Genomic DNA, 19,747 nt, shown 5'->3' on the forward strand with positions numbered 1-19,747 from the left:
CTTATACTCCGATCAAGCCGCGTACTTCCCGCATGGTCTCTGAAGCAGCCTGACGGGCCTTGGCAGCACCTTCCTCAAGCACCTCGTCAACCCTGTCTTCCCAAAGCCGTCTTCTTTCCCTGAATGGTGCCAGCACGTTTTCAATGACTTCGGCAAGATAACGCTTGCACGCCACACAGCCAATCTTACCCTGCCGGCATTCTTCTTCAATTCCGGCCACATCAGGAGAATAAATTTTGTGAAATTGATGGACGATACAGACTTCCGGATGCCCGGGGTCATCTTTTCGTATCCTTTGAGGATCTGTGATCATCTGTTTCACTCTGGTATTAATCTCCTCTGGAGAAGCCGTCAGTGAAATCGCATTATTATAGCTTTTGCTCATTTTCCTCCCATCAACTCCGGGAAGCAGGGGTATTTTTCCGATCAGGGCCTGCGGCTCCGGAAACAGTTTTCCATAAAGATGGTTAAACCGGCGTCCGACCTCCCGGCACAATTCAATATGGGGAATTTGATCCTCGCCGACAGGGACGGCATCGGCCTTATACAATAAGATATCCGCAGCCTGCAGCAGAGGATAACCAAGGAATCCGTAGGTGTGAAGATCCTTACCGTCTTCAGCCAACTGATTAATCTGGTCTTTATAGGTTGGCACCCGTTCCAGCCAGGAAAGCGGGGTGAACATGGAAAAAAGCAGGTGCAATTCAGCATGTTCCTTTACGTGGGACTGGACAAATATGGCGCTTTTCACAGGGTCCAAGCCCACACTTAACCAATCAACAGCGATTTCCCGGATCAGATTCTTCATATCTAATTTATCCTGGTAGCCTGTTGTCAGGGCATGCCAGTCAACAATCGTGAAAAAACAGTTATACTCATCCTGCAGCCTGACCCAATTTTGAATTACACTCAAATGTCCGATATGTAAGGATCCTGTGGGCCGCATGCCGCTCAAAATTCTCTTTCCCATCACTTGGTACTCCCTTCGCTGTTTCGTTTAAGGATTTGCAGCAGATAATTTCTTTCTTCTTCAAAATCGGATATTTTTCCTGTCAGCCAGGCCAGATGGATGTCCTGAAGTATCCTGCCTATTTCCGGCCCTTCCGGAATGCCGGCCGCCAACAAGTCTGATCCCCTGATCGTCATCTTAAGGTTTTGCAGGGCTTGCTGATAGCTTTCAATCAGAGGCCGCAAATCCTCATGCTTTTTCAGGAGATCAACAATTCCTTCTTTCACCCCAAACAAAGCCGCATATCCTTCTTGCGGACAGTCGCCGGCAGCTCTGAGTTTACTGCGAACAGCAACATAGTCCAACGTATGTTTAAGCATACTCTTCGTGAATGCCAGTCTGTCCAAAACAGCTCTAATCTCATCATTTTCAAGGCTGATCAGAAGGCCAAGCCATTTTTTCTCTAGATCCCAGTCCTTAACCTCTTCCTCACTTTCGGCAAGGTTCCAGGCAAATTCCCGGCCAAACCAATTTTTCATCAGGCCGAACGCCGCCAATTCCCGAACCATTTTCTGATACGCTTGCTCCGGCAGGATCAACATCAGTTCTTCGGTGAACCTTTCTTTGCTGATCTTGAGCAGGACATTGGCCTGCAAGGCTGTATTGATTGCTTCTCTGGTGACTTTGGCGATCTTAAAGTGATAACGGCAGGCAAAACGGACTGCCCGAATCATTCTTGTCGGGTCCTCAATGAAACTCAAATTATGTAAAAACCTGATTTCACCCTGTTGCAGATCTCTTAATCCGCCATAAAAATCCACCACTTCACCAAAGCGGTTGGCATTCAGGCAAAGGGCCATGGCATTTACAGTGAAATCGCGCCGGAATAAATCTTCTTTAAGGTTAGATTCCTCAATCGTCGGCAAGGCTCCGGGAAAATCATATTCTTCCCACCGGCTGCCCGCAATATCAAGATGCGTCCCATCACGAAACGTAATCTTGACCGTTCCAAACTGATGATGTTGAACGACTTTATGCACCTCAACCACCTCGATCAGCTGATTGGCAAACGAATTGCTGTCTCCCTCCACAACTACATCAAGATCCTGTGATGATTTCCTTAAGAAGAGGTCCCGGACAAATCCTCCGACAAGGTAAGCTTGAATCCCCAGATGATCTGCCGTTTCTTTAATCTTATCCAACAGCAGTCCTATTTCAGGGGGCAGCTCTCTGATCAGGTCAAGAACGTCATCCCGCATGGCCTGACTTCTTTCCAGCACCAATCGTCCTGTTGTGGGCACGACACTGCCATAAACCAGCCGCAGGACATCTGATCTTGAAACAATACCGACAAGGAATCCTTCTTTTACCACTGGAATCCTGCCAACATCATGCTGAATCATGATTCTCTGTACTTCTTCCCAGCCTAAATCAGGCTGAACCGTAATGACTTCTTTCGTCATGAATCCTTTAACCGGAGCATGCTGCAAACCGTGCTTCAATGCCTTGTCCACATCTCTTCGCGAGATCACTCCGACCAGCCGGCCATGATCAACAACCGGAAAGCCTGTATGCCCATAACGCAGAAGCAGCTTTCCTACCTCTTCCATTACCGTGTCCGAAGAAACGGTCTTCACCGGAAAACTCATGATGTCCTGAACTAAATGAGGTTCACGAACAAATTCCGCAATTTGCTCTTTTAAGCTGAATAGGGCCTGTTCAATTCCTGTATCTTTAAGGACGGCGGAAGCAGCCTTGTCATGCCCCGCTCCGCCAAAACCCGACAATATTTTGTTGACCGGCAAGGCATCTCCCCGCGAACGGCCGACAAGATAAACTCTTTGTCCCATTTTCACGATTAAAAACCAGGTGTCCGGACGTTCAAGCTCTCCTATCCTATTCGCTAATACGGCAAGCCCTTCAAAGTATTCCCTGCATTCAGCATAAGAAATGAAGACCGGCATTCCCTGAATGGTTTCCGTCTGCCCGTTATCCAAAAGCACCTGTAAAAGTTTTGTTTGCTGCGGACTGAGCGGTCTTCTTAAATATTCGGAAATCACGCTTAATTGGGCGCCTTGCTCCAAAAGATAAGCTGCTGCCGTTAAATCTCTGGAGGTTGTATTTTCAAATAACAAGCTGCCTGTATCATCGTATATCCCCAAAGCCAGCAGAGTCGCCTCAAAGCCGGACAATCTTTTGCCAGCCTTGCTTATCTTTTCCACCAGCAAAGTGGTACAGGCGCCCACAGGCTCAATGCAAAGACCTGCATGCCGCTTGCCCGGATAGGGATGATGATCATAAATGATCAAATCACATTTCTCAAATAAGAGCAGCAAGTTTTTGCTTGATACTGCCCTTGCCAATTCAGAGGTATCCACCAAAATAATTTTGGTTACCTGGTGAGGGTCAATATCCTTCAATTTTTGATAAGAAAGCTGATCCTTCGCTAAGGCCAGGAAGTCCTGGACATATGAATTTGCTTTGCCGTCAATGATCATTTCTGCCTTGGGGTATATTTTTTGGGCTGCAACCATTGAGGCTAAGGCATCAAAATCAGGATATTGATGGGAGAGAATAATTTCCATTTGTATTTCTCCGCTAACAAAAGATTATACAAATTATAGCATTATGTCATGCTTTATACCATCTTCTCATTTAAGCCGCGCATGGCATTTTCAATATCGTCCGTAGTCAAGCCGTCTTTTTGCAGGCGATAGTCTATGGCCTCAATCCAAAAGGCGCATTTTGCCGAGATCTTTTTAAATTGCTTCATATTGCCCTTATCCGTTTTTGCCCTGGCATCAGCATTGCCCTGAATGATTAAACAGGTGTATCTGGCATCAAAACAGTTCTTTTGATCCATATCCTGAAAGGTTCCATTCAACTCTTTGATCACCTGCTCATAATAGCTTTTAAATTCTCCGAAAGGAATCTCTGTTTCCATTTGTAAATATTCTTTTAGTTTTGCCATAATTTCTTTCATTGAGTCCACTCTCCCGTTTCTCTGTTTTGTAGCATTATCTAAAAAAAAAAATATACTGGAACAAAAAGGAAGGAGATTATGATGAATGCCTTGTTTCGCAAACACTGTCCTTCAACTGTAGTTCCAGTTCATTATTATAGCACTATTCAGCCATATAATTACAGCACTATTTCTTCAACCTCTTATGATTTACCCCCGCAACACTTTCCTGCTCCGGTAAATCAATTTTCCGTCCCCCAACGTCAATTTGCTTTTCCACCCGGTCAGTTTGCGGCCCCCCCAGGTATCCCGGTCAGTTATACAAAGGCAAATCGCGGACTCAATATTATTATGGTATCCTCATTAATCCTGCTATCTTTGGACCTGATCTTTGTCCGTCCGTTAAAGCAGAAAAATTAATCAAAGACTTTTTTATTCTTTACGGGCTTCCGGCTGCCGGATTCTGTCTTTAGGTTTGAGAATGCTGGGCCTTTTGTTGGCGATAGGGACCGGTGAGCGGACCAGAATCGTCCCCAAGGCTTTGATATCTAAAGGAATCAGCGGCCATAAATACGGAATGCCAAATGACTTTGTCCGCCACAGCAAGAAAAACACCAATATTGTCCCAATCCCCAGTCCCCAAAAATTAAACAGTCCGACCATGATGATCAGGAACAGTCTGACCAGTCTATTGGCCATAGAAAGCTCATAGCTGGGAGTAGCAAATGTTCCGACCGCGGCAAACGCCAGGTACATAATCACCTCGGGATTAAACAGACCTACCTTGATGGCCACATCCCCCATCATAAAAACAGCGACAAGACCTAAAGCCGTAGCCAAGGGAGTCGGAGTATGGATGGCGGCCATTCTTAACATATCTATCCCGATATCTCCGATTATGACCTGAGGGAACAGGCCGATCTTGGCGATTTTTTCCACCCCGATAAACCGCAGCCATTCCGGTAAAGCTTGGGTATTCAGAGCCCCGGCCAACCATGCGGGCAGGAGAAATACAGAAAGAAATATCGCTAAAAATCTTATCCAACGTAAAAAAGCCCCAACTACCGGTTCTTGCCGGTATTCTTCCGCATGCTGGACATGATGCCACAGGGTCACAGGAGCGACAATCACACTGGGTGAAGTATCGACGATCACGATCACATTGCCTTCTAAAAGGTGCATAGCGGCAACATCCGGCCGCTCCGTATATCTGACCCGCGGAAAAGGGTTCCAGAATTTGCTTCCCAGAATAAATTCTTCCACAGTTTTTTCTGCCATGGGAATCCCGTCAATTTTGATATTCTGAATCTCCCTCTCAATTTCGGTTACCATATCGGCATTGGTGATATCTTCGATGTAAGCAATACAGACATCGGTTTTAGACCTGCTTCCCGCCTGAACAAGCTTCATTCTTAATTTGGGATCGCGCAGACGCCTGCGCAAAAGGATGGTATTGAAAAGCAAAGTTTCGGTGAAGCCATCCCGCGAACCCCTGGTTACTCGTTCAATATCAGGCTCTTCAGGCATTCTGCCCGGGAATGTCCTTAAATCAACAACAATAGCCTGGGTTTTTCCTTCAATCAAAATTGCCATTGCCCCGGATAAAAGAAAATAAACGATTTCATCCATGGTTTGGACTTCTGTAACCTGTAAATCATTGATTTTATTCTTAACCAGTTTTTCGAGGGCATTAACCGAAAGCTCCGCTCTTTCCAGCTCGACGAAGGTATTCATAATCAGGTTGATTGCCGGTCTGGAAATCATTCCGTTAATCGAATAAATCGCAATTTTTTTGCCGCCGATCACCATTTCCCTTAAGACAATGTCAAAACTGTCCGGATAACCGAGGAGATGATTTAATAAATCAATATTTTCCTGATAGTTTTTGGATATTTCGGCATTTGTTTCCGCTGAAGTTGTCAAAACCATCATCCTTTCGGATTAAATATTAGTGCGGTCAGATAACCAAATAAAACCGCTCCGGCTATACCTACCGCTGCTGCCTGGACTCCGCCGGAGATAGCTCCCAGAAAACCGTTTTCGTTCACTCCCTGCATCGCTCCATTAGCCAGCAAGTAACCAAACCCGGACAAAGGTATGGTTGCACCGGCCCCCCCCATCTTGACAAGGGGCTCATACCAGCCGAGAGCACCCAGAAGCACCCCCCCTGTCACAAAGATGACTAAAATATGGGCGGGTGTAATTTGAGGTTTTGTTAAATCCATCAGTAATTGACCGATCACGCAGATCAGTCCCCCCACAATGAAAGCCGGAATAATCATCGTAAACATTTTGCCGCCTCCTTTAAACCTCTATTGTAATGGCATGACCGATCCCCGGAATGGATTCACCCTGGAAGGAAGAAACCGGACTATGCAGGCTTCCGCTTCCGACCAAGAGAATTTTCCGCAAACTGCCGTTGTTCAGCCTTTTCAGCAGATCTCCCGCCAAGACCACGGCTGAACAGCCGCAACCGCTTCCTCCGGCATGGGTATCCTGTTCCAGGCTGTAAATCATCTTGCCGCAATCTCCAAAATTATTCCCAATCTTAATTCCGCTTTTGTCCAGCAGTTGCAATAAAAGCTCAAACCCTACCGAACCCAAATCCCCCGATAGAATTAAATCATAATAATCAGGCTGGCGGTTTAAATCATTAAAGTGGCTGATCAAGGTATCGGCGACGGCAGGAGCCATTGCCGCTCCCATATTATTGCTGTCTGTTTCCCCAAGATCAACAACCTTTCCAAGGGTTGCCGAGGTTACTTTCGGCCCGTTACCGGCATCAGAAAGCAAAACGGCGCCTGCACCTGTGACTGTCCATTGTCCCCACAGTGGTCGTTGAATCCCTTGCTCGGTCGGAAAACGGTACTGCCTTTCTGCCGTATCATGATGGCTTGAGGCTCCACACACAACTTTATTGGCAAAGCCGCCATCAATCAGCATTCCACCCAGAGCGGTTGTCAAAGCCATAGTCGAACAAGCGCCGTATACTCCGATAAAAGGCAGCGCAAGCTGCCTGGCCGTAAAGTTGGCGGAGATCATCTGATTGAGTAAATCTCCTGCCAGCATATAATGAATATCCTGATTTGTGAATTGCGCTTTTACGATTGTTTGACGAATCGCGGTTTCAATCATTTTTTGTTCGGTCTTTTCCCAGCTCTTTTCACCAGCATAAGTATCCTGAAGGATCTGATCAAAGCTTTGGGCCAAAGGTCCTTGGCCTTCTTTCGGTCCGACAATCGAGTATGCTGAAATGATGAACGGCGGATTCTGAAAAACAACTGTCTGGTTGCCGACTCTCTTTGTATTCATTGGTTTTCACCCCTTTTTATCTCATCTTAAAAGAAAATAGATGATGCCGATCACGATGGAAGCAGTAATCCCAAAGACCAGAATAGGTCCGGCAATGGTAAATAATTTGGCCCCCACCCCCATAACATACCCTTCTCTTTTATACTCCAAAGCCGGTGAGACCATGGAGTTGGCAAAGCCGGTCACAGGAACAATCGAACCTGCGCCTCCATATTTTCCGATATTGTCATAGACACCCAGTCCTGTCAGTAGAGCCCCCAGAAAAATCATTGTCGCCGTCCCGGCATTCTGGGCCGTTTTCAGGGGAAGATTAAGGTAGATCGTATAAAAATTAATAATGATTTGGGCGATCAGGCAGATGATTCCGCCGATTAAAAAAGCAAACAGGCTGTTTTTCAGGACTGTTGGCGCCGGTGTAGCCTTTGCCGTCATTTCTTTGTACTCTTCCGGTGTAATTTTGATCGACAACGTGTTTGAACTATTTGCCATGGTCAAACCTCCTTTAAATTTAAAATAAGACCTAAGATCATTAGGTTCATTAATCGTGATTATTCTGCTAAATATGGATTTCACTCCACATATTATTTCTTATTTTCTGTTAATTATTTAAATTATTCGCATTTTTCTTCAATAATTTTGCTCTAGGGATACAAAGGAAATTACTGTCAGGCGTCGAAGAGTATGGATATGTCTTTGCCGGCAAAATAGGAGGAGCGTGAACGAATAAATGGAAAAGAAAGTTGAACGTCAAACCATGTATTTATTCCTTGATGGCGAATTAGATCTCAATAATGCCCAAAGCCTGCGCAATGTGATCGATCGTGATATTGATAAAAAGGGGATAAAAACAGTCATTATAAATATGGAAAATGTCAAGTTTATCGATAGTTCAGGGTTGGGGATGATTTTAGGAAGGTACAAAAAGCTTCTGACCTTGGGAGGCAAATTAAAAATTGTCAATGCTCCGCCCCACGTCTATAAAATTATGGAAATGGCCGGGCTTCCAAAAATTATTCAGTTTGAAAAAGATGAAACTGCTTAAAAAGTAGAGAGGGGAAAAAAAATGAACAATAGGATGACTTTTACTTTCCAAAGTATTTCAGAGAATGTGACCATTGCCCGAATGCTGGCTTCTGCTCTTGGGGCTCAGCTGAATTTTCCTCTTAACGAACTTGAAGAACTGAAGGTAGCCGTTTCGGAAGCTGTTTCCAATGCAATTATTCATGGTTATCAGAACGCTCCCGCTGAATTTGTCACAATGGAAATAGAAACCACTTCCGAAAAAGTAATGATCCTTGTCAGCGATTCGGGTTGTGGAATTGCCGATATTGACCAGGCAATGCAGGCTTCCTATTCGACAGATCCGGAAAGAATGGGACTTGGTTTTGTCTTTATGAAGTCATTTATGGATGAATTGAATGTTGAATCCGAAGTTGGCAAAGGGACAAAGGTTAAACTGGTCAAGTACCTGGCATCTCACCGTTCTTCCTCGCATTGAGGGGGGAAAGAAAATGATTCATCGATTAACGGAAATGAATCTACCCAGATTTCCTCTGCTTAAAGAGCAAGAAATGACTGAATTGCTGCACAAAGCTCAAGCCGGGGATCATGATGCCCGGGAACAGCTGATCAATTGCAATCTGAAATTAATTTTTAATTTAATTCAAAGATTTACGCACCGGGGCTATGAGCTTGAGGATTTGTTTCAGATTGGCACCATTGGCCTGATCAAAGCAATAGACAAATTTGATTTTTCTTATGGGGTTAAATTTTCAACTTATGCCGTACCGATGATTATCGGCGAAATCAGGCGCTTTCTGCGTGATGATCATCCCATTAAAGTTCCCCGCTCTTATAAAGAGCTTGTTTATAAAATTCATCGTTCACGGGAAAAATTATCCCTTGAACTCAACCGTGAACCGACCGTAAATGAAATTGCCCAGGATCTCAATGTCGGCAGTGAGGAAATCGTCACCGCTCTGGACGCTGTACAGAGTCCTACCTCGATCAATGACACGCTCTATCAGGATGATTCCGATCCGATCTATATCCTTGACCAGATTCCGGTGGAAAAAGATCTTGTACCGGCCTGGTTTGAAGAAGTCGCACTCAAAGATGTGCTGAATAAACTGCCGGAACGGGAAAAGCAGGTACTGGTCATGCGGTTCTATGAAGATAAAACCCAAAGCGAAATTGCCAAAAGATTAAACCTGTCCCAGGTTCAAATTTCCAGAATAGAACGGGCGGCCCTTTTGCATCTTAAGCAAATGATGACCGATGACTGAAAATCTTATCAACGATGATCTTGCTTCTTTGCTAGGAGGCTTTTCCGAAATCATAAGTGTTTTGGAGAGATTTCTTCATTAAACCGAATAAGGAAGATTTAGCGACATCATCTTTTGCGACCAAATCAACTTCTATTTGGAGCTCATCTCCGTTATAGATGCTCATTTGCCCCAGCTTCTGACCTTTAACAACAGGGGCATGAATAGTTTGATCATAACTGATCTCCATCCTGTAATCCTTGTCTTTCCCCTTTTCTATGCTGATCCCTACGGCTTTATCCACGATAAGATCAACTTTTTCGGCAGTTCCTTTTTGAACTGTCGTTTCTCCTTGTTTTGATCCGGCTTCAGCAAATTTTTTATAAGAATAATTGGCGAATCCATAATTATAGAGCTTCATTGATTCGGCAAAATGTCCTCGTACTTCCGGGACTGCCATGACCACACAAATAAGCTTTAACCCGTTACGTTCAACAGTTGAGGCCAAGCAATATTTTGCTTCCTGGGTCCAGCCTGTTTTTAAGCCGCTTGTCCCTTCATACCACCAAAGCAGTTTATTGGTGTTATATAATTTAAATTTTCCGCCTCTTAAATCATACTCTTTGATTGAAGTCAATTTGGAAATGAGCGGATATTTTAAAGATTCTTTGGCAATAATAGCCAGATCATAGGCACTGGTATAATGTCCTTCCGCCGGAAGGCCATTATCATTAATAAAGTTGGTATCGACCAAACCCAATTTCTTTGCTTTTTCATTCATTTGATGCACAAACTCTTCTAAAGAGCCGTTAATATGTTCCGCCACAGCAACACAGGCATCATTTGCCGATCCGACTGCAATAGAAATCAGCATCTCTTCCAGAGACAGCTTCTCGCCCACTTCCAGGTATATCTGTGATCCGCCCATAGAACAAGCCCTTTCACTGGCCGTTACAGTATCCTTCAAATTCACTTTTCCCGATTCCAGCGCTTCGGCTGCAATCAGCAGGGTCATCAGCTTCGTGACACTGGCCGGGGCTAAGCGCTTATGGGCATCTTTTTCATATAGAACTTTGCCCGAGGAAGCATCAATAAGAATCGCACTGCCCGCCGATGTTTCAATATTCGCTGCCATAAGAGGCTCTACATCATACATGAAAAAGCAGGAAACGGCAATCACCAAAGAAATCAGGACAGAAATCATTTTTTTGAGCGTATGCATACCCAAACCTCCTTTTGTTCCAGTTGATGTTTTAGTATACCCTTTTAAAATTTCTTTTATAGAATTCTAAAATGTTTTTTCTTAATATTTCGACGGCACTTTTGGCTGTCCTATCCCGTGCCAAAAACAAGGATGGAAATAAGCAAAGGGCTTAAGGTAAATTTTATGCTTGAGCACACAGCCTCTGACGACTTTAAGTCCCTTTTCTTGGCACTGTTGATCGATTTCCTCCGTCCAGTTTTTTTCCTGAAACCAGATACAAAATGCCCCTGCCGCAGCTGTCTGTTCAACGATCTCAGGAGCAAGATCCAGGTGGACACACAAAACGACGACATCAACTGTCCCTCGCAGCTCCGCCAAAGAAGAATATCCTTTGCACCCTTCGATTCTGGCTAAGTCCTCAGCAACAGGATAAACCCGGCATCCGAACTCTTTAAATAAACGCCAGGCTTTCCAGGCGTGCTTATGCTTTAAAAACTTTTCTTTATTTGCGACCACGGCAAAGCTCATTTTGGTGTTAAGACCGTCTGCCAATTCAAATACATGTTTTTTTCTTTTCATCTTATCTTCACTCCTGTTTTCTTTCTACTAATGCATATGATTCATTTAATGCATATGATTCATTCCTGCAAAAAAGCTTTCAATCGTGAAAAAACGTTTGGCGATGGTTAGAGAACCATCGCCAAACGTTTTGATCTGTTTTTCATCAGATATCTTTAATCATATTTATGATATGGGCTTAAGCCCCCGGTATTTTCTATTGGACAACAATGGTATTTGCCATAGGCAGGACGGGCCTCTCCTGCCCCAGGACCAGTGCTTTTCTGAGTATGTCCATGCTGCTTTCAGCCTTTTGGGCATCGGATGTATAGATTTTCAATAAGGATTCCCCGGTCAAGACTTTTTCACCGGTTTTTTTCAGAATAACCAGACCTGCCCCGAAATCAATCGTGCTTTCTTTGGTCTCACGGCCCGCTCCCAGCATCATGGCCGCCCGTCCCACCAAGCCGGCATCAATATTCTGAATAAAAGCATCCTCCGGGGCCTGGTAGGTCTTTACATAGGGCGCTAAAAATAACTCCTTATTTTGAACTTTAAGCAGATCTCCTTTTTGGGCGGAAATCAACTGGCAGAATTTCTGCCAGGCGGCTCCGGAATCAAGGGCTTTTTGCAAGAGCCTTTTCCCTTCCCCGACACAATCTGTCTTGCCGGCGGCAATCAACATCCAGCTTCCGAGTAAAAGGCAAACCTCTAACAGATCAGCCGGCCCAGTTCCCTGTAAAGAATCCACTACTTCCAGAATCTCCAGGCTGTTGCCCACTGCATTCCCTAAAGGCTGGTTCATGTCACTGAGTATGGCTATGGTTTTCCGTTCCAGCTTGTTCCCGATATCCACCATGATTTCAGCCAGGGTCCTAGCCTGCTCGATATCCGGCATAAAGGCCCCTGATCCGTACTTGACATCCAAAACAATACCTTGTGCCCCGGCAGCAATTTTTTTGCTCATGACCGAGGAAGCAATCAGGGGAATAGAATTGACGGTTCCTGTAACATCTCTCAAGGCATAGAGTTTCTTATCGGCGGGAACAATATCCGCGGATTGCGCGGTGACAGCCAAACCAATATCAGCAACCTGTTTGAGAAAAGCTTCTTCGCTAAGTTCTGTGTGAAAACCCGGAATAGCCTCCAATTTGTCTATTGTTCCCCCGGTAAAACCAAGTCCCCGTCCGGACATTTTTGCGATCTTGACTCCACAGGCGGCCACTAAAGGAGCAACAATAAGTGTCGTCTTATCTCCTACTCCTCCTGTACTGTGTTTGTCGATACAGTGCAAACCGTATTTGCCCAGGTCTATCTGTTTACCGCTTTGAGCCATTGCCAGCGTAAGCTCGGCAGTTTCCTCAGCAAGCATACCCTGAAAATAGATTGCCATCAACCATGCCGAAATCTGATAATCCGGAATATCCCCACTGACATAGCCCCGGATAATGAATTGGATTTCCTCTTTGTTTAAGAGCTGACCATTGCGTTTCTTTTCAATCAAATCGACCATTCTCATCAAGAAGCAGCCCCTTTGACTAGCTTATTTTTCAAGCAAACAGATCTGATAACCAATCATTTCAGTGCTAATCATCAAGCTTTTTGATGATTAATGTTAATAAAGCAACAAAGGTTTTTTCAATCTTTTCCGTAGTCTCGATGACTTCCCGATGATTGAGCTTTTGTTTTAAGACACCCGCCGCCATATTCGTCACACAGGAAAGGCCCAAAACTCTCATTCCCCCATGATTGGCCACAATCACTTCAGGTACGGTCGACATTCCCACCAAATCGGCGCCTATCGTCCTCAAGTACCTGATTTCGGCCGGAGTTTCATAGCTTGGGCCGCTCAACCCCGCATAAATCCCCTGTTGGGGAGTGATTCCCAGTTCAGCCATGGCCTCTGATGCTGTTTTTCTCCATACCGGGTCGTAGGCTTCACTGAGATCCGGAAAACGAGGTCCCAGCTCAGGATAATTCTTTCCTCGCAAGGGATTCCTGCCGATAAGATTAATATGGTCTTCGATGATGATCAAATCTCCCGGCGCATAGGCCGTATTCACCCCGCCGGCAGCATTGGTCACGATCAGGCCCTTGATCCCTAAGGATTTCAGGACACGGACAGGAAAAGTGACCTCTTGCATGTCATAGCCTTCATAATAGTGAAAACGGCCCTGCAAAGCAATCAGGCTTCTTTCTCCGATTCTGCCCGCAACCAAACGACCGCAGTGCCCTTCTACTGTGGAAATCGGAAAATCGGGGATCTCTTCATAAGGAATAATGATTTTATCCTCAATCAATTCCGCAAAGCCTCCGAGACCGGACCCCAAAATGACACCGAATTGTGGGGAAAGTGAACCGAGCTTCTTTTTGATCTCGAGTGCGGCTTGATTGATCTGGTCAATCGGTTGAACTTGTGCATCCATCTTACCGGGCCTCCTTATCATCTCTGATTGAATCCATAAAGCTTTTGCCGGCTTGCGGCGGGGCAATCTCTAAGTACTCAGATATGGTTGCCCCGATATCGGCGAAGCTGGCTCGCAAGCCCAGGTCTACTCCGTTTTTGATTCTTTTCCCAAACACTAGCAAAGGGACATATTCCCTGGAATGGTCTGTACTGATCGTCGTGGGGTCACAGCCATGATCCGCGGTGATCAAGAGCAGGTCCTCTTCTTTCATTGTTTCCAGAATTTCCGGTATTCTTTGATCAAAGTTCGCTAAGGCATCCGCATAACTTTGCACATTGTTGCGGTGACCGTAAAGCATGTCAAAATCAACAAGATTGGTCATGATTAAACCCTTGAAGTCTTTTTTCATATAGGCCAGGGTTTTTTCAACGCCATCCATATTCCCAATTGTGGAGACATGCTCCGTAATCCCGCATCCCGCAAAAATATCATTGATTTTGCCAACGGCTAAAACGGACATGCCGTTCTCTTTAATCTGATCTAAAAGGGTCTTTCCAGTCGGTTTTATGGAAAAGTCATGGCGATTACTCGTCCGGTAATAATCGTCCTCTGTTCCTAAAAAGGGCCTGGCAATTACCCTGGAAACCTGCATTTCCCCAACCAGCATTTCCCGGGCCGTTTGGCAGATGTGCATCAGTTCAGCCAAGGAAATCACTTCCTCATGGGCGGCAATTTGAAAGACAGAATCTGCCGAGGTATAGACAATCGGTCTTCCGGTCCTGACGTGTTCCTTGCCCAGCCTTTGTATGATCTCCGTACCCGAGGCAACTTCATTGCCCAGAACCTTGCGGCCAATTTTCTTTTCAAATTCTTGGATAAAAGGTTCGGGGAATCCCTGAGGGAAAACCGGGAAAGCCCTTTCTGATATGATTCCCGTCATTTCCCAATGACCGGTCGTTGTATCTTTACCTTTGGATTTTTCCGCCATCTTGCCATAGCAACCTAAAGGGTTTTCGGCAGCTTGAGTAAACGGAAGCTCTGCGATATTACCCAAACCAAGTCTCAGCAGGTTGGGGATGTTTAACCCGCCCATTGCCCTGGCGATATTGCCCAGGGTATTGCTGCCCTCATCACCATAATCCCCGGCATCAGGCATGGCACCTATTCCCACACTGTCCAGCACAATGAGAATTGCTCTACGCGTCATTTTTTTGTCCTCCTCGCTTTGCTCTGGGATGGGCTTTTTCGAAGACATCCCGCAGTCTGTTCTTTGTAAGATGGGTATAGATCTGGGTTGTCGATATATCGGCATGGCCCAGCATCTCTTGCACCGAGCGCAGATCTGCGCCGTGATCCAAAAGGTGGGTGGCAAAACAGTGCCTCATCAAGTGCGGATAGATCTTTGCTCCGGCCTTATTCTTTACCGCCCTGTTCTTCAGTATTGTCCAAATTCCCTGCCGGGTAAGCCTGCCTCCTCTTGCATTGAGGAACAGAGAATTGCTTTCAGCTGTTGTTGGTTTGCGGTTTTTTCTCAACAGGTGATTTCTGGCTTCCAGCAGGTACTTCTGGAGGGCAAGCAGGCACGGTTCACTTAAAGGTACGATTCTTTCCTTGTTTCCTTTGCCCCGGCACCTGACATATCCGACTTCCAGGGAAATTTGATTCAGGCTTAGCGTAATCAGTTCCGATACGCGCAGACCGCTTCCATATAATACTTCCAGAATTGCGGTATCTCTGATTTCTAAGAGCATACCGGCCTGGCTTTCTTTATCATCCCTATGATTGATAAGGCTATTGACGGCACTTTCCGAAAGAACATGCGGAAGAGGCTGTTCCAGTTTAGGAACGACGATCAGCTCTGTCGGATCATCCGTTCTTTTTCCTTCATCTGAAAGATAAGAAAAAAAACCCTTAAGAGCCGCTGTATACCGGGCTATACTTCTCGCTGAAATCCCCTGCTCATTAACGGAATAAAGGAAGGAAAAAAGATCAACAGGCTGACATTGAAAAAGATTATTTTGGTTTTCTTCAAGATAAATCAACAGTTTTTTCAGGTCCCGCCGGTAGCTCTGGCAAGTATTTCCCGATAAGCCCCTTTCTATTTTTAGATAGTTAATATAGTCATCCAACACCTGCTCATCCACAAAAAAAGCCCCCTCCTTACATGAGAATCATTTCTACATTCGGGGGGGTTTTTCCTTTATTCTTTATTCTCAGACGTCTCCAGCTGTGTCTCAATATCCAAAAGTTTGATGACCGGGAGTCAGTAACCCAATAGCCTGACGCCGAGAACCGAGAAATATCCTTGCATAACTCCGGCGATTACTGCTCCCAGGGAAACAAGCAAGGATGTCATACAGTAATAAAGGAATTCCCTGCCCATAGAATCCCCTCTGTTTTTCCCTTTGAGCAAGAGAAAGGAAAATATCGTTGCCAGGCCTGCTCCAAGCAGCAGACAGGGAATAGCCAAAACGGAAGGCAAAAAGATGGAAACCAGCGCAAGGCATATTCCGGCAAATTTTTGAGCCTTAATGACGAAAGCAATGGTAAATCCGATAATAAACCCCCGCGTAAAAACAATCAAATAGACTAAAGGTGTCCCGACAATCGTCAGTCCCAATAACCAGATACCGGCCATAATCAGAAAATTGTCTCTGGCCAATTGCTGCAAAAAGGATGTTTCAATCGTTTTAGGCTGTTCTGTCAGAAGCTGATTAAGGAATTCCGTAAGAACAGACACTTTCTCATTGCCCAAAGCCTTTACACCAACTGCACCAAAGATTATTCCTGCTAAAAGCACACTGGTTAATGTAAGATAAATCATCCAATACTGCTTAAGATGACTCAACACTGCTTTTACCATAAAAACACAGCCTTCCCGAAGAACTTGTCCTCAGGAATATATATTAAACAGTGGTTTCTTTAAGACCTATTTTTCCAAATATTCCGCCCCCGCCGGGATAGCAAATAACCGGTTTGCCCAAAGGATGGCCAGTACGGTTTTGGCATCTTTCAGTTCATTGTTCATCACCATGTCTACGGCTTCAGCTAAGGGAACCTTGATGACACCCAAAAATTCATCCTCATCGGAGGAAAGCGGCGACCATTGAAGCTCATCAGCCTGATAAAGATGAATGATCTCATCGGCAAAGCCAGGTGAGGTATGAAAAGTTCCCATATATTTCATCTTCCCCGTATAGCCGATTTCTTCTCTTAACTCTCTGATCGCACAGATTTCCGGATCTTCCCCTCTGTCAATTTTTCCTGCCGGTATTTCCAAGGTTTCCTGCTGCAAAGCATATCTGTATTGTCTGACCAGAAAAATCTGACCATCCTGAACGGCCAGCATCCCGACAGCACCGGGATGCTGGACAACTTCCCTTGTTGTTTCTTTGCCATTGGGAAGCTCCACTAAATCTTCTTTTACCCGTATGATTTTGCCTTCGTAAATCGTCTTCGTTACCAAGCGTTTTTCATCCAGTTTTTCGTTCATCTTTTTTCCTCACTTTAATCCCTTCTTAAAAATTGAAAATAACGGCTGTTCAATGCCTTTGATCTTTTTGCTTAATGATCGCATCTGATAGAATGAAAATGATAAAAGAGCACCTTAAATAAGATGCTGCGATTAATAATATTTATATTTAGTTTATCTCCAAGCATAGAAACGCAGAGGTATTTTGATTTCAATGATAAAATCAAAAAGACTTATCACTCTTTGAAAACTTGTGGATAAATCTTTAAACCAACGCTAATTTAGACCTTTTCTGCAATCCTTAGTTTATCTGCCACCATGGCGATAAATTCGGAATTCGTTGGTTTACCCCTGTCTAGATTAATGGTATAACCAAAAAATTTATTCATGAACTCAATATTCCCTCGATCCCAAGCCAGTTCAATGGCATGCCGTATCGCTCTTTCCACTCTGCTTGGAGTCGTATTGTATTTTCCGGCAATCATCGGGTATAATTCCTTAGTGACGGCACCAAGAAGGGCAACTTCCTTAATCACCGCTACAATGGAATCCCTTAAATATTGGTAACCTTTGACATGGGCCGGGACACCCATTTGTTGAATCATTTTCGTCACTTCAACATCAATATTAACGGCCTTCAGCGGAGTTTGCAAACTTGAATCCGAAGAAAAAACGCTTCTGGTCATTGCAGGAATCGGAGAAGAGAGCGGTACTGTATCATAATAACCAACCAGTTGTCTTATTCTTTTCCCTAAAGTGTCAATATCGAAGGGTTTCAAAATATAATAATCGGCTCCCAGTTGAACTGCGCGATGGGTCATGTTTTCCTGACCAAAAGATGTAAGAATAATTACTCGGGGACGTTTGGGAACAAGATCAAATTTTTCCATGACGCCAAGTCCGTCCAAATGAGGCATAATAATATCTAAAACGACAACATCAGGCTCTTCCGTTCTGATCATTTCCAAAGCATCATTACCGTTATATGCCACACCGGAAAGAATCATATCTTCCTGATTATTTACGTACTCTCTAAGAATTTCAATAAAGTCCCTGTTATCATCAGCCAGTAATACTCGAATAGGTTGCTGCATCAATTAAGTAACCCTCCCTTGTTTCCAGCTAATTCCTTAAAACTTACCATAGTTACCAAACATTAGCATATATTTACAAGTAATATAACTTCGACAATAAAGATTCAATTCCTGCATATATTTTTGGAAAATAAATAAAATTTTATAATGTTAAGTGATAATTAAAAGAGGATTGCCTTCTTCTTTATTGTTTAATCAGGATATGTTTATTTCAATTAACAAAAGTTTATCATATAGGAAGCAAAAAACTTGTCGTATTTTAAATTTTTTGATGATAATTTTTTTGAACAATAAGATAATAAATAATAAAAAGAGCTGCCCGTTTGGGCAGCCGCTGAAGAATTCAAACCAGAATCTTTGATCATATTTTCTATAAAAATTCCATATCCTCTTGTTGAATCATTGACAAAAACGTGAGTGACCGCTCCGATCAGCTTTTGATTCTGAACAATAGGACTTCCGCTCATTCCCTGAACAATTCCGCCGCTTTGATCGAGAAGTTTGGGATCGGTTATTTTAATGATCAAATTTTTATTGTCATTTCTGTTGAGCATGATTTTTTCAATTTCAATATCAAATTCTTCTATTGTATTATTTTTTAAAACCGTATAAATTTTAGCAGGACCCGGGATAATTTCCGATTTCAATCCCAGCAGGATTCCATCCTTATAGAATTTATTCGTAAATTTCCCTTCTAATGTGCCGTAAATTCCGCTTTCTGTATTTTTATTAATTTTACCGGAAAAATTTGAATTGATCATAAAAGTACCGATTTTTTCTCCTGGATCACCATTTTTACCCTTTTCAATGGAACTAATTGATGATTCAATCACCTTACCGTCTTTTAATTCGATTTTTTCATTGGTATCCATGTCAGTAATCACATGACCTAAGGCTCCGAATATTTGTTGTTTTGGCTCAATAAAAGTTAATGTTCCTACCCCTGCTGCCTCATCTCTAATAAATAATCCAATACGGTTTCGATTTGTTTCGGAACAGAAAACCGGAGAAATTTGTTTCTTCAGAATTTGATTTCCTCTTTTAATCGTAAAATTGATTGTCTTATTTTTTTGACATTGCTGATCAATTTCTTCAGAAACCTGTAAATCATTCTGGGCCTTTACCTCATTAATGCTTAAGATCATGTCTCCGATTTTTATCCCTGCGTTTTTTGCCGGAAATTTTTCTTTCCCACTGGAATCAATAATAGGAGCATACCCAACAATTAAAACTCCATTGGTTCTTAAACTGATGCCAATGGATTGTCCTCCTGGTATTACTCGTAAATCAGATTGGATCGGCTGTTGGTTTTCATGGTTAAAAAAATCAAATAAAGAAAAAGAGATGGCAGATTGTGTAGATATTGAAGTCGGAAAACTCATTGAGATTCTGGGAGGCAGTGCTAAACTGGCACATAACAATACAAACAAAATGATTCTTCTTTTATATTTTTTCATTTTGTTTAATCCTCCAGCTTTTTCCCTCCTCATCATAAATATGGTATAATTCTGTAGAAATAAAATT

General features: G+C 43.7%; 21 protein-coding genes. 4 read left to right on the forward strand and 17 right to left on the reverse strand.

Annotated elements, in window-relative coordinates:
- Position 1 precedes the first annotated feature (1 nt).
- From trpS to SGLY_RS09240, 3 genes are read right to left on the reverse strand one after another with little or no spacing between them, the layout of a single operon-like run.
- Entirely contained in the window at positions 2–970 is a 969-nt protein-coding gene (gene trpS, locus SGLY_RS09230; protein ID WP_013625020.1) for a tryptophan--tRNA ligase, read from the reverse strand.
- Positions 970–3,534, reverse strand: a complete 2,565-nt coding sequence (locus SGLY_RS09235) for a CBS domain-containing protein (protein WP_013625021.1) — start codon at positions 3,532–3,534, stop codon at positions 970–972. Before SGLY_RS09235 ends, trpS begins: the two co-directional genes overlap by 1 nt.
- 53 nt (positions 3,535–3,587) lie before the next feature.
- Entirely contained in the window at positions 3,588–3,932 is a 345-nt protein-coding gene (locus SGLY_RS09240) for a hypothetical protein (protein WP_013625022.1), read from the reverse strand.
- 78 nt (positions 3,933–4,010) lie between these two features.
- Here SGLY_RS09240 and SGLY_RS09245 point away from each other — a divergent pair, with 78 nt between their 5' ends.
- Positions 4,011–4,331, forward strand: coding sequence for a hypothetical protein (locus SGLY_RS09245; RefSeq protein WP_148228111.1), 321 nt, complete (start codon positions 4,011–4,013; stop codon positions 4,329–4,331).
- A gap of 12 nt (positions 4,332–4,343) precedes the next feature.
- Here the strand turns inward: SGLY_RS09245 and SGLY_RS09250 are convergent, their stop codons facing one another.
- The 4 genes from SGLY_RS09250 to spoVAC are packed head-to-tail and all read right to left on the reverse strand — an operon-like array spanning position 4,344 to position 7,712.
- Positions 4,344–5,843 carry a spore germination protein gene (locus SGLY_RS09250; protein WP_013625024.1) on the reverse strand — a complete coding sequence of 500 codons (1,500 nt, stop codon included), beginning with the start codon at positions 5,841–5,843 and terminating at the stop codon, positions 4,344–4,346.
- Positions 5,840–6,202 carry a stage V sporulation protein AE gene (gene spoVAE / locus SGLY_RS09255; protein ID WP_013625025.1) on the reverse strand — a complete coding sequence of 121 codons (363 nt, stop codon included), beginning with the start codon at positions 6,200–6,202 and terminating at the stop codon, positions 5,840–5,842. The genes SGLY_RS09250 and spoVAE overlap by 4 nt, the downstream gene beginning before the upstream one ends.
- A 13-nt stretch (positions 6,203–6,215) precedes the next feature.
- Positions 6,216–7,223: a stage V sporulation protein AD gene (spoVAD, locus tag SGLY_RS09260; RefSeq protein WP_013625026.1), complete on the reverse strand. Its 1,008-nt coding sequence runs from the start codon at positions 7,221–7,223 to the stop codon at positions 6,216–6,218.
- 21 nt (positions 7,224–7,244) lie between these two features.
- Complete coding sequence (gene spoVAC / locus SGLY_RS09265; protein ID WP_013625027.1) at positions 7,245–7,712, reverse strand: stage V sporulation protein AC; 468 nt, start codon at positions 7,710–7,712, stop codon at positions 7,245–7,247.
- A 238-nt stretch (positions 7,713–7,950) separates the two neighbouring features.
- Here spoVAC and SGLY_RS09270 point away from each other — a divergent pair, with 238 nt between their 5' ends.
- Genes SGLY_RS09270 through sigF form a run of 3 tightly spaced genes read left to right on the forward strand, consistent with a single transcriptional unit; the run spans position 7,951 to position 9,508 of the window.
- A complete protein-coding gene (locus tag SGLY_RS09270; RefSeq protein WP_013625028.1) occupies positions 7,951–8,265 on the forward strand; it encodes an STAS domain-containing protein in 315 nt (104 codons plus the stop codon).
- Positions 8,266–8,286: 21 nt separating this feature from the next.
- The gene (gene spoIIAB, locus SGLY_RS09275; protein WP_013625029.1) at positions 8,287–8,721 is read left to right on the forward strand and encodes an anti-sigma F factor; all 435 of its coding nucleotides are present in this window, start codon (positions 8,287–8,289) and stop codon (positions 8,719–8,721) included.
- 13 nt (positions 8,722–8,734) lie between these two features.
- On the forward strand, positions 8,735–9,508 hold the full coding sequence (gene sigF, locus SGLY_RS09280) for an RNA polymerase sporulation sigma factor SigF (RefSeq protein ID WP_013625030.1): 774 nt from the start codon (positions 8,735–8,737) through the stop codon (positions 9,506–9,508).
- Positions 9,509–9,539: 31 nt separating this feature from the next.
- Here the strand turns inward: sigF and SGLY_RS09285 are convergent, their stop codons facing one another.
- The 10 genes from SGLY_RS09285 to spoIVB all read right to left on the reverse strand — a co-directional run bounded on the left by SGLY_RS09285 (position 9,540) and on the right by spoIVB (position 19,680).
- Positions 9,540–10,709, reverse strand: a complete 1,170-nt coding sequence (locus SGLY_RS09285) for a D-alanyl-D-alanine carboxypeptidase family protein (protein ID WP_013625031.1) — start codon at positions 10,707–10,709, stop codon at positions 9,540–9,542.
- Between the two features lie 81 nt (positions 10,710–10,790).
- Positions 10,791–11,270, reverse strand: coding sequence for a CoA-binding protein (locus SGLY_RS09290; protein ID WP_013625032.1), 480 nt, complete (start codon positions 11,268–11,270; stop codon positions 10,791–10,793).
- 196 nt (positions 11,271–11,466) lie between these two features.
- On the reverse strand, positions 11,467–12,768 hold the full coding sequence (locus SGLY_RS09295; protein WP_013625033.1) for a thymidine phosphorylase: 1,302 nt from the start codon (positions 12,766–12,768) through the stop codon (positions 11,467–11,469).
- Between the two features lie 67 nt (positions 12,769–12,835).
- Positions 12,836–13,675, reverse strand: a complete 840-nt coding sequence (locus SGLY_RS09300) for a purine-nucleoside phosphorylase (protein WP_013625034.1) — start codon at positions 13,673–13,675, stop codon at positions 12,836–12,838.
- A 1-nt stretch (position 13,676) separates the two neighbouring features.
- Positions 13,677–14,864, reverse strand: a complete 1,188-nt coding sequence (locus SGLY_RS09305) for a phosphopentomutase (RefSeq protein ID WP_013625035.1) — start codon at positions 14,862–14,864, stop codon at positions 13,677–13,679.
- Complete coding sequence (gene xerD, locus SGLY_RS09310; RefSeq protein WP_013625036.1) at positions 14,854–15,801, reverse strand: site-specific tyrosine recombinase XerD; 948 nt, start codon at positions 15,799–15,801, stop codon at positions 14,854–14,856. The genes SGLY_RS09305 and xerD overlap by 11 nt, the downstream gene beginning before the upstream one ends.
- A gap of 119 nt (positions 15,802–15,920) precedes the next feature.
- On the reverse strand, positions 15,921–16,520 hold the full coding sequence (spoIIM, locus tag SGLY_RS09315; protein ID WP_013625037.1) for a stage II sporulation protein M: 600 nt from the start codon (positions 16,518–16,520) through the stop codon (positions 15,921–15,923).
- Between the two features lie 66 nt (positions 16,521–16,586).
- The gene (locus tag SGLY_RS09320; RefSeq protein WP_013625038.1) at positions 16,587–17,150 is read right to left on the reverse strand and encodes an NUDIX domain-containing protein; all 564 of its coding nucleotides are present in this window, start codon (positions 17,148–17,150) and stop codon (positions 16,587–16,589) included.
- A gap of 260 nt (positions 17,151–17,410) precedes the next feature.
- Positions 17,411–18,223, reverse strand: a complete 813-nt coding sequence (spo0A, locus tag SGLY_RS09325) for a sporulation transcription factor Spo0A (protein WP_013625039.1) — start codon at positions 18,221–18,223, stop codon at positions 17,411–17,413.
- 215 nt (positions 18,224–18,438) lie between these two features.
- Positions 18,439–19,680 (reverse strand): SpoIVB peptidase, encoded by a 1,242-nt coding sequence (gene spoIVB, locus SGLY_RS09330; RefSeq protein ID WP_013625040.1) that lies wholly within the window; start codon positions 19,678–19,680, stop codon positions 18,439–18,441.
- Positions 19,681–19,747 lie beyond the last annotated feature (67 nt).

It is taken from the genome of Syntrophobotulus glycolicus DSM 8271 (assembly GCF_000190635.1).
Classification (GTDB): domain Bacteria; phylum Bacillota; class Desulfitobacteriia; order Desulfitobacteriales; family Syntrophobotulaceae; genus Syntrophobotulus; species Syntrophobotulus glycolicus.

Bases quoted from the DNA above. Each gene is read 5' to 3' on its own strand.
- SGLY_RS09240 (WP_013625022.1), bottom strand. From the start codon at position 3,932: ATGAAAGAAATTATGGCAAAACTAAAAGAATATTTACAAATGGAAACA.
- SGLY_RS09290 (WP_013625032.1), bottom strand. From the start codon at position 11,270: ATGAAAAGAAAAAAACATGTATTTGAATTGGCAGACGGTCTTAACACC.
- SGLY_RS09285 (WP_013625031.1), bottom strand. From the start codon at position 10,709: ATGCATACGCTCAAAAAAATGATTTCTGTCCTGATTTCTTTGGTGATT.
- spoVAE (WP_013625025.1), bottom strand. From the start codon at position 6,202: ATGTTTACGATGATTATTCCGGCTTTCATTGTGGGGGGACTGATCTGC.
- SGLY_RS09320 (WP_013625038.1), bottom strand. From the start codon at position 17,150: ATGAACGAAAAACTGGATGAAAAACGCTTGGTAACGAAGACGATTTAC.
- spoIVB (WP_013625040.1), bottom strand. From the start codon at position 19,680: ATGAAAAAATATAAAAGAAGAATCATTTTGTTTGTATTGTTATGTGCC.
- trpS (WP_013625020.1), bottom strand. From the start codon at position 970: ATGGGAAAGAGAATTTTGAGCGGCATGCGGCCCACAGGATCCTTACAT.
- spoVAC (WP_013625027.1), bottom strand. From the start codon at position 7,712: ATGGCAAATAGTTCAAACACGTTGTCGATCAAAATTACACCGGAAGAG.
- SGLY_RS09250 (WP_013625024.1), bottom strand. From the start codon at position 5,843: ATGATGGTTTTGACAACTTCAGCGGAAACAAATGCCGAAATATCCAAA.
- SGLY_RS09270 (WP_013625028.1), top strand. From the start codon at position 7,951: ATGGAAAAGAAAGTTGAACGTCAAACCATGTATTTATTCCTTGATGGC.
- spo0A (WP_013625039.1), bottom strand. From the start codon at position 18,223: ATGCAGCAACCTATTCGAGTATTACTGGCTGATGATAACAGGGACTTT.
- spoIIAB (WP_013625029.1), top strand. From the start codon at position 8,287: ATGAACAATAGGATGACTTTTACTTTCCAAAGTATTTCAGAGAATGTG.
- SGLY_RS09300 (WP_013625034.1), bottom strand. From the start codon at position 13,675: ATGGATGCACAAGTTCAACCGATTGACCAGATCAATCAAGCCGCACTC.
- spoVAD (WP_013625026.1), bottom strand. From the start codon at position 7,223: ATGAATACAAAGAGAGTCGGCAACCAGACAGTTGTTTTTCAGAATCCG.
- spoIIM (WP_013625037.1), bottom strand. From the start codon at position 16,520: ATGGTAAAAGCAGTGTTGAGTCATCTTAAGCAGTATTGGATGATTTAT.
- SGLY_RS09245 (WP_148228111.1), top strand. From the start codon at position 4,011: ATGATGAATGCCTTGTTTCGCAAACACTGTCCTTCAACTGTAGTTCCA.
- SGLY_RS09305 (WP_013625035.1), bottom strand. From the start codon at position 14,864: ATGACGCGTAGAGCAATTCTCATTGTGCTGGACAGTGTGGGAATAGGT.
- SGLY_RS09295 (WP_013625033.1), bottom strand. From the start codon at position 12,768: ATGAGAATGGTCGATTTGATTGAAAAGAAACGCAATGGTCAGCTCTTA.
- sigF (WP_013625030.1), top strand. From the start codon at position 8,735: ATGATTCATCGATTAACGGAAATGAATCTACCCAGATTTCCTCTGCTT.
- SGLY_RS09235 (WP_013625021.1), bottom strand. From the start codon at position 3,534: ATGGAAATTATTCTCTCCCATCAATATCCTGATTTTGATGCCTTAGCC.